The sequence below is a fragment of the Pseudoalteromonas sp. C12FD-1 genome, from assembly GCF_037414265.1.
Classification (GTDB): domain Bacteria; phylum Pseudomonadota; class Gammaproteobacteria; order Enterobacterales; family Alteromonadaceae; genus Pseudoalteromonas.
Map to the genome: position 1 here is coordinate 186,397 of NZ_JBBEVD010000063.1, position 12,798 is coordinate 199,194.

The 12,798-nt window shown below is 41.7% G+C and carries 9 protein-coding genes; 3 read left to right on the forward strand and 6 right to left on the reverse strand.

All coding sequences use genetic code 11. From position 1 onward, the window contains the following. Nucleotides 1–35 precede the first annotated feature (35 nt). Nucleotides 36–3,368, forward strand: a complete 3,333-nt coding sequence (locus WDB87_RS09365) for an MHYT domain-containing protein (protein WP_337849731.1) — start codon at nt 36–38, stop codon at nt 3,366–3,368. 9 nt (nt 3,369–3,377) lie between these two features. Further along, a complete protein-coding gene (locus WDB87_RS09370; protein ID WP_286244744.1) occupies nt 3,378–4,373 on the forward strand; it encodes a response regulator in 996 nt (331 codons plus the stop codon). Here WDB87_RS09370 and WDB87_RS09375 read toward each other — a convergent pair. Together WDB87_RS09375 and WDB87_RS09380 are read right to left on the reverse strand one after the other, a co-directional pair. After that, nucleotides 4,370–4,798 carry a VOC family protein gene (locus tag WDB87_RS09375; RefSeq protein WP_337849732.1) on the reverse strand — a complete coding sequence of 143 codons (429 nt, stop codon included), beginning with the start codon at nt 4,796–4,798 and terminating at the stop codon, nt 4,370–4,372. The two genes, WDB87_RS09370 and WDB87_RS09375, sit on opposite strands and share 4 nt — an antisense overlap. 1 nt (nt 4,799) lies before the next feature. Further along, nucleotides 4,800–5,456 (reverse strand): HD domain-containing protein, encoded by a 657-nt coding sequence (locus tag WDB87_RS09380; RefSeq protein ID WP_286244746.1) that lies wholly within the window; start codon nt 5,454–5,456, stop codon nt 4,800–4,802. Between the two features lie 140 nt (nt 5,457–5,596). Between WDB87_RS09380 and WDB87_RS09385 the strand changes: the two genes are divergently transcribed. After that, the gene (locus WDB87_RS09385) at nt 5,597–6,787 is read left to right on the forward strand and encodes a class I SAM-dependent methyltransferase (protein WP_337849733.1); all 1,191 of its coding nucleotides are present in this window, start codon (nt 5,597–5,599) and stop codon (nt 6,785–6,787) included. Between the two features lie 96 nt (nt 6,788–6,883). Here WDB87_RS09385 and WDB87_RS09390 read toward each other — a convergent pair whose 3' ends face one another. From WDB87_RS09390 to WDB87_RS09405, 4 genes are all read right to left on the reverse strand, one after another. Then, nucleotides 6,884–7,180, reverse strand: coding sequence for a PilZ domain-containing protein (locus WDB87_RS09390; RefSeq protein ID WP_004589184.1), 297 nt, complete (start codon nt 7,178–7,180; stop codon nt 6,884–6,886). A 9-nt stretch (nt 7,181–7,189) separates the two neighbouring features. Then, nucleotides 7,190–7,570, reverse strand: a complete 381-nt coding sequence (locus tag WDB87_RS09395) for a response regulator (protein ID WP_024034218.1) — start codon at nt 7,568–7,570, stop codon at nt 7,190–7,192. Nucleotides 7,571–7,644: 74 nt separating this feature from the next. Continuing rightward, nucleotides 7,645–11,532 carry an ATP-dependent RNA helicase HrpA gene (gene hrpA, locus WDB87_RS09400; RefSeq protein ID WP_337849734.1) on the reverse strand — a complete coding sequence of 1,296 codons (3,888 nt, stop codon included), beginning with the start codon at nt 11,530–11,532 and terminating at the stop codon, nt 7,645–7,647. 95 nt (nt 11,533–11,627) lie between these two features. Continuing rightward, nucleotides 11,628–12,677, reverse strand: a complete 1,050-nt coding sequence (locus WDB87_RS09405; protein WP_337849735.1) for an isoaspartyl peptidase/L-asparaginase family protein — start codon at nt 12,675–12,677, stop codon at nt 11,628–11,630. Nucleotides 12,678–12,798: the final 121 nt, after the last annotated feature.

The window sequence follows — 12,798 nt, forward strand, 5'->3', positions numbered from 1 at the left end:
AAACTAGTTCAATAAAGATACTAATTAGAGTCATTATGCTCTCCGCATTTTTTATAACCGACCAAGATCCGAGCCTCATTATAAATGGTGCATACAACCCTATACTGGTTAGCTTATCGGTTATTACCGCTATTTTTGCTGCCTTTTTTACCGTATGGTTAATTGATGTAGCAAAACAAACACAGTTCGAAAGCTATAAACGCTTAGCCAATGTAACCGGTGCCACAGTTTTATCGGCCGGTATCTGGAGCATGCATTTTATAGGTATGTTGGCTTTTTCGTTATGTACAGACATTAGCTATGATCCGCTCATAACCCTCTTATCTTTTTTACCTGCATTTATTGCATGTCAATATGCCTTTTCGATTTTAGTAAAATCGCAAGGCTCGTTCAAACACCTTTTTATTTGCTCTATTTTACTCGGCGCAGGTATTGGTACAATGCACTACAGCGGCATGGCAGCAATGCAACTAGCCCCGTTATTACGTTACGACCCTGCTATGTTTGCTTTATCAATTGTGGTCGCTGTTGGTTTATCGTTTATAGCGCTTTTTACGCGTTATCATTTAACACGTTTACTCCCTAATTTATCACAGATACAAGCTCGCGTTATTACCGCTGTCATATTAGGAACTGCGGTGGCAGGCATGCACTACATGGGGATGGCCGCTACCCGCTTTGTTGCAACCTCACCGCTTTTACCCGATTACCAAAAATCAACCACTGAGCTTGCTTTTGTCGCCATAGCGGTAGCTACTGCAACAGTTGCTATAACCTGTGTTATTGCAGTTATAAATGGCATGGTTAGATACCGCCTACTGCTTGAAGAAAAATCGGCTGATGAATCTCGACTAAATGCTATTTTAGGCACTGCTATTGATGGCATTGTGACTATAGATCACACCGGTATAATTTTGAGTTTTAATGATGCTGCTAGCAAAATTTTTGGGTGGCGGGAAAGCGATGTTCAGGGTCAAAATGTAAAAATGCTCATGGCTGATGAAATCGCTCGTCACCACGATGGGTATTTGTCTAACGCCAAAAATGTAGACCTAGGTAAAGTAATCGGTATAAATAGAGATGTGTCAGCCAAACACAAAGATGGCCACCTCTTCCCTATTCGCTTAGGCATTGGAGAGGTTAATCAACCCGACCACATGCCATTATATGTTGGTTTTATTACCGATTTAACCGAGCAACGCGCTATGCAACAAAGTCTTATTGAAAAAGAGCAAAAGTACCGCTCTTTAATGGACAATATGCCAGGCGCTGCTTTTCGTTGTAAGTACGATAAAAACTGGAGCATGTTATTTATCAGCCCTATAGTGGCTGAGCTAACCGGCTACACACCAGAAGAGTTCACAGAAAGCTGCATTGAATTTAATGATCTTATTTTAAAAACAGATCAGCCAACGGTTAACGAAGCTGTAGCGCAAGCTTTGACCTCGAGTTTAAAGTACTCGGTAGAATACCGTATTCGCCACCGTAACGGTAAAGTTGTTTGGGTATTAGATAAAGGCAGTCTTACCTGTGATAAAGACAATGACCCTCAATGGATAGACGGGGTATTAGTAGATATTACAGAGCAAAAAGAATACGAAGACAAGCTAGAGCAAGCTAAATTACAAGCTGAAGAAGCAGCGCACGCAAAACAAGCGTTTATGGCTAATATGAGCCATGAGATCCGTACGCCAATGAATTCTATAATCGGTTTTAGCGACCTACTGATGGACACACCGTTAAACCAAGAACAGCAAAAACACTTAGTTACTGTAAATAATGCAGCACGTTCATTATTAAGACTCCTTAACGAAGTGCTTGATACCGCAAAGCTCGAGCGCGGAAAGCTAACTATTGAACCAGTCCACTTTAGCTTGAAGCAAGTACTCGACAGCATTATTTCGACATTTTGGCTCGAAGCAAAAAAGAAAGACCTACGTTTAAAATTAAACATTAAAGACTCTGTTGCCACAACCTACTATGGTGACCCAGATAGGTTAAGGCAAATTTTAACTAACCTCATCGGTAACGCGATTAAATTTACCGAGCAAGGTTCGGTTGAGCTAACTGTAAGCACAACGCAAACCGATCAACTCTTTTTTGAAGTGCAAGATACCGGTATAGGTATTGCTAAAGACCGCGTTAAAGCTATATTTCAGCCGTTTGTTCAAGCTGATGGTACAACAACACGTCGCTTTGGTGGTACAGGCCTTGGAACAACCATTAGTAAGCAATTAGTAGAGCTAATGGGTGGCACCATAAACCTAGTTAGTGAAGAAAACAAAGGCACCTGCTTTTATTTCTCTTTACCTCTTAAACAAGGCGATGCAGAAAAAATAGATCATTTCGATGGACTGCACACTCAATTACCATCGCTAAGGGTACTTGTGGTGGACGATATTGAGCAAAACACTGAGCTGCTCTCGTTATTACTTTCTAAAGATCAGCATTTGGTAAGCAAAGCAAACAACGGTTTAGAGGCTATTGCTATATTCGAGAAACAAGATTTTGATGTAATTCTAATGGATATTCACATGCCTGAGTGTGATGGCATAGAAGCAACCACAAAAATTAGAGCCATAGAAAAACAAAGGCAGCTTAAATTCACCCCCATTATTGCACTAACGGCCAGCGTCCTACAACAAGATAAACTTACAGCTAAACGTGCTGGCATGAATGGCTTTGCTAATAAGCCTATAGATATAAACCAGCTTAACCAAGAAATTGCGCAGGTGCTTGGCTTAGGTATTGCTAAAGATATGGTTATTAGCCAATCAGACCCTGAGGCTAAACACATCGACTTTGAAAAAGGTGTGATGCTTTGGGGTAATAAATGCAAGCAGTTAACCGAAATTGCCAAATTTATAAGTGACAGCAATAGGCGATTTGATATTTTATTTAATAATAAGTTATCTGAGATTAAAGACGCCACCAGCCTAATACATACCCTTAAGGGGGTCGCCGGTAATTTAGGCCTAACAACATTAATGTCTTTATTAGCCAACTTAGAGCACGAACAAACATCTGAACAATCTACAACGTTAGTAACACAAATAAAAGACGAGTTAGAGACAATAACCCAATTAATATCAGGCGATGAATGTGCACCAATCACGCGTGTTGAGAGTGAAGATACTGAGCAAAAAAGCTCGCTAAGCGCGGCTGAATTAAAGTCACTATGTGAAACGTTGCACCATGAAGCGCAAAGCGCCGAGCTCAACGATGATTTACTTGCGCAGCTTGAAAATAACGCCCCTGCACACTTACAAACTCAAATAAATGAGGTTGTAAACGCGTTTGATGAATTTGACTTTGATCAGGCGCAACATGTGCTAAACGATTTAATTAAAGAGTTTACCCAAGAATGAGAATAGTGAATGGATTTTAGCAACGACAAACCACGTATATTAATCGTTGACGATGAACCTGCTAACTTAAAAGTTATGCGAGAAGTATTAGGTAATCAATACCGTATGTCTTTTGCTAAATCGGGAGATGCAGCACTTACACTGCTTGAAAAAGAACAGCCTAAACTTATTTTACTCGATATCATGATGCCCGATATGAATGGCTTTGAGGTATGCGAAATAGTTAAAAGTACACCCGCTCTTTCGCATATCCCAATTATTTTTGTAACGGCTCTGGGCGATGAAAGCGATGAGTTTAAGGGGTTTGAACTTGGCGCTGTTGATTACATAACTAAACCTATTAGCCCTGCGATTGTGCGCGCCCGAGTTAAAACACATTTGTCGCTTGTGCAGGCCGAGCAATTAAAGCAAGCCCATGTTGATTTAGTACATCGCTTAGGTCGCGCTGCAGAGTACAAAGACACAGACACTGGCGAGCACATTGCTAGGATGAGCCAATACAGTAAATTATTAGCATTAGAGTTTGGTATGGATCAACATCAAGCCGAGCTACTTCGCCAAGCAGCCCCCATGCACGATGTAGGTAAAATAGGTATTCCTGATGCTATTTTATTAAAGCCTGGGCGATTAACCTCTGAAGAATTTGACCACATGAAACAGCACGCGGTTATTGGTGCACAAATTTTAGCAAATTCTTCATCTCCGCTATTACAACTTGCCCATAAATTAGCTATAGAGCACCACGAAAAGTGGGATGGCAGTGGCTACCCTCATGGTTTAAAAGGCGAACAAATATCGGTTGAAGGGCGTATTGTAGCTATTGCTGATGTATTTGATGCCCTTACCTCAAAACGCCCGTATAAAGAGGCCTGGGGTGTAGAAGAAGCACTTGAGCATATGCAAGCACAAGCGGGTAAACACTTTGACCCCCATCTTATCAATTTATTTGTAAATAAGCTCGATGCTATAATCGCAATTAAAAATACATATCAAGAGCAAGACTAAGTATTGCGCTTGTGCGAGCCTTGTTTTACATCACCATATATCGCTTTTATGTGCGGGTAGTCACGAGAGGTTATTTCGTGGCTATTCCCACTGTTATCTTTAAAATAAAGTGAAAACGTAACACCGTGATCGGCCAGTACTGTTTTTATATTTAAGCCATTTAAATAATCAACCCAGCAAATAAACTGTGCGCCGGTGGCAGCAAACGCAATCCCTTTACTTCGACCTTGTGCTTCAAACAACGCTAAACGCGTTGTTTTTGCGGTATCTTCAAGTGTGAGTGGCCCTTTGCCATTTTCATCCCAAAAGGCAAGCTCTTCAACTACGCTAAAGCCTAGTACCCGCTTATACCATTTTAGCGCTTCTTGGATGTTTTCAACATTAAGGTGGCAATGATCAATACCCGATAATAAGGGAGCACTCATTTTATTGACCAATTTCTGATTTTAACTGCTCTAAAAACGCATACATATACTCTGTACGCCGCTGTGCCTCGGCTTTAGCTGAAGGCGTATTCATGCTCTTGGCAATATGAAGCAATTTAATAAAAAAATGATCAAGGGTATAGGTTTTATCATCTGCTTCGCGGTTAACACAAAATGGGTCATCAGGGTTATACAGTAAGCGGTTAATAGAGCCCCCTACTTTCATACAGCGGCTAACACCTATTGCACCGAGTGCGTCCATTCTATCGGCATCTTGCACTATTTGAGCTTCGACTGTTTTGACCGCAATATTGGCGCTAAAGCTATGGGCAGCGATAGCATGGTGAATATCATCAAACAAATTGGCGTCATAATTAATTGATTTTAAAAACGCAATGGCTTTATCTGCCGCCATGGTGGATGCTTTTGCTCTGTCTGGATGGTTTTTAGCCACCGCAACACAATCGTGCATCCACGCCGCCGGCAAAACAATATTCATATTGGCTTTCTCAGCGTGACATAATTGAATGGCAACACGTACTACGCGTTCAATATGCGTTATGTCGTGTGCTACATCGGCATGTATTAACGAAGTAATAAATGAGCGACATTGAGAATCAAGCTGTTGTAACTCAGGGCTTAAAGCAGTGTTGGCCACAGTTATGTTCCAAAAAACTAATTTATATGAGAATTATCCGTACTTTAACGCGCTTTACACCTCCCTTGCAAAACATTCATTGTATGTTGCCCTATGCTTGACTAAAATACAGCGCTTATTTATTACTACTGAGAAGCCTTATGTCATCTGCCGTTTACCTACAAGCTGGTCGCGAAAAATCATTAAAAAGAAAACACCCTTGGTTATTTTCAAAAGCCATCAAAAAAATTAAAGGTAAACCAGGCCTAGGTGATACGGTCACCATTCACGACAGCGAAGGTAAATTTTTAGCCACCGCAGCTTATAGCCCTCATTCGCAAATAAGAGCCCGTGTATGGAGTTTTGATGAAAAAGAAGTAATAGACCAACACTTTTTTGAGCGTCGCTTACGCCGCGCTTTACACGCGCGTGAGCATGCAATCGCCGAAGGCGGTTTAACCGGTTTTAGGTTATGCGCTGCTGAGTCTGACTATTTGCCAGGTGTAACCATCGATAAGTTTGATAACACCTTAGTTTGCCAATTATTAAGTGCCGGTGCCGAGCGCCATAAAGGTGAAATTGTAGGCGCGTTAATGGCTATTTTTCCGGGTGCGAATATTTATGAGCGCTCAGATGTAGATGTGCGTACCAAAGAAGGCTTAGAACCTATTAAAGGTGTACTGTGGGGCAACGAACCATCAGCGCCTGTCATTATTGAAGAAAATGGCCTAAAGCTTGAAGTAGATATTTTAGAAGGCCACAAAACAGGCTTTTACCTGGATCAACGTGATAGCCGCGCAGCACTTGAGCGCTTTTCAAAAGATAAAACCGTATTAAATTGCTTTAGTTACACAGGTACTTTTTCGCTTTACGCACTACGTGGTGGCTGTACACACGTCACTAACGTTGATGTATCACAACCAGCACTGGATACCGCTAAGCGTAACGTAGAGCACAATAACTTAGATTTAAATAAAGTCGATTTTGTAAAACAAGATGTGTTTAAGCTATTACGCCAATACCGTGATGAAGGCAAACAGTTTGACACTATTGTGATGGATCCACCAAAATTTGCAGACAACAAAGCGCAATTAACCGGTGCATGTCGTGGTTATAAAGATATAAACATGATTGCCATGCAAATATTAAAACCAGGCGGTACACTACTTACCTTCTCATGCTCTGGATTAATGGAGCAAAACTTGTTTCAAAAAGTGGTAGCAGACGCTGCGCTAGATGCAGGTAAAGAGCTATTGATTATGGAGCGTTTAAACCAAGCGGCCGATCACCCTATTGCTGGCAGTTACCCTGAAGGCTTTTACTTAAAAGGCTTAATTTGTAAGGTTTACTAAAAATTATTGTTATTACCTACAAGGACGTAGGTAATAAAATCGAACGTTATTTAACACCCGCGATAGCAAAAACCAGCCGCTAGGTGTTTATTAAGTTTAATTAAACTGGACTATTTCTAATCCTGCAGTAATAGTGCCATCATCTTCTTTGCTAGCACGTATAACTTTAGCCGTGGCATTTAAAGAGGCAATACTTGGGTGTGTCGATTCTATATTAACCTGTAGTAAGGTATCGAGCTCAAGTAAGTCATCTAAATGGAGCGATAACCCTGTGGCACTTAAATCAACACATTCTGCGGTATAATTTAGCCCAGCAACAGGCTCTATTGTTGTTAATTGCGCAGGCGTATTTACCTGCATACGTCTAAAATTGCGCTTATCTTCAGTAAACATGCATCACCTTTAAACAACCGTGTTTATTTGCTCAAATAAAGTACCCATCGAAAACGGTTTTACTACATAGGCATCACACCCTGCATCAAAGCCAGCTTGTTTTTCCGAGGGCGACTCTAAGCCCGAAACCATAACAACAGGTATATTTTTAGTTTCAGGCGTGTGCTTAAGCATCCGACATGTATCATACCCATCTAGGCCTGGCATACATACATCAAGCAAAATAATATCCGGCGGGTTAGCAATGGCAGACGCCAAACAGCTTTTCCCTGAGTCAGCATAACTAACATCAAATTTTGAGGTCAGGGCAGATTTTAGCATTTCATAATTAAAATACTCGTCATCTACAACTAACAATCGCTTAATCTTATGTTCAACCGATGAGGACATAGCTATGTCGCTTCCTTCTCAACCAAAAATAAATCCTTCTATTAAGGTACTAAGCTTAATAGAAAATGCAAGTTTTATTCTATCTCTTTTATCGCATTCATCACGCGTTTTGCAGAAATAGGATATGGGGTACCTAAGGTTTGCGCAAACAGTGACACCCTAAGCTCCTGCTGCATCCAAAAAATAGCATTTACCTGTTGTGGAATAGGCAAGCCTTTTGGAATTTTATTTACGAGCTTTTTGTACTCTTGCGCTACTTTTTCAAGCTCTAAAACGCACAATCTATCGCGGTTAGGATCAACAGGCAGTTTTTCTAAACGTTTTTGAATCGCTTTTAAATAACGAATAAGGTCGGGCATTTTATTCGCACCGTGAGCGCTCACAAACCCTTTAAAGATAAGTGACTCAAGCTGCGATTTTATATCGCCATGGGCAGTTATCATAGTTAAATCGACACGCCCTTTCATTTTTTTATGTAACGCGTGGGCAATGCTTAAAACTTGCTCAACCTGTGTGGCAATTTCGACCACTGCATCGCCTAGTTCGCCCCTAATTTGCTCTTTAACTTTATTAAAGGCCGCTTCATCACGAATATCGCCATGTTTTATTAATAAGCTGTCTACGCCAGCTGCAATACAATCGTCAATTAAATCTGCAATTTTACCAAACGGATTAAAGTACAAGCCCAGTTTGGCTTTATTAGGCAAGTTTTGCTGAAGGTACTTTATCGGCGACGGTACATTTAATAATACTAAACGACGTAAACCTTGCTGATGCGCTTGCTGCGCTTTTTCTTCACTATCAAACAGCTCAATCGCCGCTGTGGCTTTTTTATCTACCAGCGCTGGGTAAGCTTTTATTTCGTATTGGCCTTGCTTTTTAACATACGAGGCAGGCAAAGCACCAAAGTCCCATTGCGTTAAATCTGCTTTTTCAATGCCTTTATCAGCCACCTTGGAAAGCGTATCGGTTACTTTACCTTGCAGCTGTGCTTTTAGTTTTGCTAAATCTAGGCCGCGTGCAAGCAATTTATCGTGCTCGTCACGAACCTCAAACTGCAACCTTAAATGAGGCGCCAGTGCGTTTAAATCCCACGCTTCTAAATCTACTTTTACACCTGTCATTCTTAGTAAGCGTGTAGTAAGTGCATCAAGTAAGCTGCCTTGCATAGGCTCAATGGCAGCCAGTACAGCGTCAGCGTAATTGGGAGCAGGTACAAAGTTACGACGTAACGACTTAGGTAACGATTTAATTAAACCACTTATTAGCTCATGCCTAAAGGCCGGTATGTGCCAATCAAACCCGGTTTCTTGTACTTGGTTTAAAAGTGCTACCGGTATTTGTACAGCCACCCCATCAACGGCTTGCCCTGGATCAAAATGATAGCTCAGCGGCAAAATGATATTATCTTGCTGCCATGTATCTGGGTAATCAAACTCAGTAATATTACTTGCGCCGTGCTGCATAAGCTCTTCACGAGTCATGTATAGGTAGCGTTTGTCTTGTTGCTTTTGAGCCTTATACCACTTTATAAAAGCTGCACGGTTGTTGATTTCCTTAGGTATTTTTTTATCGTAAAATTCAAATAACGTTTGCTCATCAACCAAAATATCGCGACGTCGCGATTTATGCTCAAGCACCTGAATATCTTCTATTAGCTCGCGGTTGTATGCTAAAAACTGCTCATTTAAGCCAAGCTCTTGCTCTACAAGGGCGGTACGTACAAATAGCTCGCGGCTAACTTTAGGGTCTATATTGCTATACACACAGCGGCGTTTATTAACCACCAATAAGCCATACAAGGTTTGTTGCTCGAACGCGATAACAGCGCCTGGCTTTTTCTCCCAATGCGGCTCAGAGTAGCTTCGTTTTACTAAATGCTGTGCAAAGGGCTCTACCCAATTAATATCTATTTTGGCGTTAATACGTGCGTATAACTTACTGGTCTCTACCAGCTCTGCCGACATAATCCATTTGGGGCTCTTTTTAAATAACCCAGAACCCGGAAAGATATGAAACTGGCTATTACGAGCGCCTTTATATATTTGCTTTTCGTCTTTAAAGCCTATGTGGCTTAACATACCGCTCAGTAGCGCTTTGTGAATTAGCTCAGAGTCAGCCACTTGCGTGGTGGCTTTAATTTTCATTTCGTTGCACACAGTGCTTATTTGATAAACAATGTCTTGCCACTCGCGAATACGCATGTAAGCTAAAAAGTCTTTTTGGCACAACTTTCTAAACTGGCTATTAGTCAGCTCACTTTGCTGCTCTTCTAGGTAATTCCAAAGGTTTAAAAAAGCAATAAAATCCGAGTCAGGATCATCAAAGCGACTATGTTTTTCGTTCGCTGCGGCGCGTTTTTCTTGCGGGCGCTCGCGTGGGTCTTGAATCGACAGTGCAGCCACAATAATAATAACTTCTCGAAGCGCACCGAGCTTATTAGCGCTAAGCACCATTTTAGCTAAACGCGGGTCTACTGGTAAGCGGCTAAGCTCACGCCCTGATTGCGTTAAACTCGTTTGATGGCGCTTTTTACTTGGCTTAATCGCCTGAAGCTCTTCAAGTAAGGTTAAACCATCGTTAATATTGCGACTATCTGGCGCTTGTACAAACGGAAACTCGCTCATATCGCCAAGCCCTAATGCCAACATCTGCAAAATAACTGAGGCTAAATTAGTGCGCAGTATTTCTGGGTCTGTAAACTCAGGACGAGATATAAAGTCATCTTCTGAGTACAAACGAATACAAATACCTGCTTCAACACGGCCACAGCGTCCCATACGCTGGTTCGCACTTGCCTGAGAAATTGGCTCAATAGGTAAGCGCTGCACTTTAGTACGATAGCTGTAACGGCTAATACGCGCTGTACCTGGGTCTATTACATAACGAATACCGGGCACCGTTAATGAAGTTTCGGCCACGTTTGTAGATAAAATAATATGGCGGCGCGAATGCGGGGCAAATATACGGTTTTGTTCTGCGTTAGATAAGCGAGAATAAAGTGGTAATACGTCGGTGTGTTTTAAATTACGTTTTGAGAGCGCCTCTGCGGTATCGCGTATTTCACGCTCGCCATTTAAAAATATGAGAATATCCCCTGGCCCTTCAGCGCACAACTCATCTACCGCATCAAAAATACCTTGTAATTGGTCGCCTTCGGCTTCCATAGCGTCTTTATTTATATCGCTTATAGGGTTATAGCGCACCTCAACGGGGAATGTACGTCCCGATACTTCAATAATGGGCGCATCATCAAAGTGCTTTGAAAAGCGCTCAGGATCAATGGTGGCCGAGGTAATAATAACTTTTAAGTCGGGACGCTTTGGCAGTAAGTTTTTTAAATATCCTAAAATAAAATCGATATTTAAGCTGCGCTCATGGGCTTCATCAATAATGATGGTGTCGTACTGGTTTAAAAAACGGTCTTGTTGTATTTCGGCAAGCAAAATACCGTCGGTCATCAGTTTTACGTAAGTATTATTAGACACCTGATCGCTAAAACGTATTTTAAAACCGATCTGTTGGCCAAGCTCACATTTCATTTCCTCAGCAATGCGGTTAGCTACACTTCTCGCAGCTAAACGTCTTGGCTGAGTATGGCCAATAAAGCCATCAACCCCACGGCCAAGCTCTAAACACATTTTAGGTATTTGCGTTGTTTTACCTGAACCGGTTTCGCCAGCAATAATCACCACTTGATTATTCGCAATCGCGTCTTTAATAACGTCCTTTTTTTGACTTACCGGTAATTGCTCAGGGTACGTTACAGAGGGCAGCTCTGCTAAACGTTTTACACGTAGCTGCTGGCTGCGGGTGATATCAGCTGCTATTTTTTCAAGGGCATTGGCCTGCTTAGACTCATCGTGTATTTTTTTTACGCCATGTAAGCGTTTTTTAAATATAAACTGATCTTTTTTTAAGCACGTTTTAAGCTCGCCAAACAACTGACCTAGGTTTACCACCCGCACACCTTATAAATTTAATAAATGAGGGCTAATAGTATCAAAATAAACGCGCAGCGTTAATCCTACAAACGCTATAAGGCATATATATCACGCTATTGCTCTTTAAAAATTCCCACAAAGGTTGCTTGCGTGTTCGATTTGCTCGCTCGGTACATGCCCGAGGTATTAAATGGCATACTAATATGGCCTTTAGCATCCACAATAATAACGCCACCTGTGCCACCTATAGGTGCAAGCACGTGGTTAATAACCTCATCCCCTGCTTGTTCAATGGTTTTATTTTGATATTTAACGCGCGCGCAAATATCGCTGGCAACACTGTAGCGAATAAAATACTCGCCGTGTCCAGTGGCCGACACCGCACACGACTCGTTTTCTGCAAATGTACCCGCACCAATCACTGGCGCATCACCAATGCGGCCAAAGCGCTTTGCGGTCATGCCACCTGTAGAAGTACCTGCGGCTAAATTGCCATTTTTATCAAGTGCCACAGCGCCTACGGTGCCCATTTTATAATTTGTTGGCAGGGCTTTATGCGCAGCTTGATAGTTTTTGCTGGTGGCTTTTTCTTTTTCTAATTTTTGCTTTGCTTTTAAAAGTGCTTCATAACGGTGCTTAGTATCAAATATATTATTTTCTATCAGCGCAACGCCCTGCTCTTTTGCAAATTCTTCAGCGCCTTGGCCGCTTAGCATTACGTGTACTGAGTTATCCATTACTAAACGGGCTAATTGAATTGGGCTTTCTATGTGCTTTACACCAGCAACTGCACCCGCTTGTCGGTTTCGTCCATCCATTATCGAGGCATCAAGTTCATGGCTGCCATCATAGGTGTACACTGCACCGCGCCCGGCATTAAAATAAGGTGACTGTTCTAATACTTTAATGGCTGTGGTAATTGCATCTAAGCTTTCGCCACCTTTTTCAAGCACGCTGTAACCGGCCTCTACTGCTTCGGCTAGTTTAGCTCGGTAGGCTTTTTCTTTCTCTGGGGTAAATTTTGCTTTTTCAATTGTGCCTGCTCCACCATGAATCGCAATGGCAAACGGGGCTTGTTCGCTAAATACATGCGTACTGAAGGCTAAGCAACTGCTGGCTAAGCAACTGCTGGCTAAAACCGATAATAAAACTGTTTTTTTCATAGTGGGCTCTTTTTACAAATAGGGTAAAAACAATGTGAATGGTTACAACGAAGATTTCAACTAAAGCAAGTTTAATGGCACAAAAAAAGCGCCATCAGGCGCTTTTTAGCTAAACGTGTAT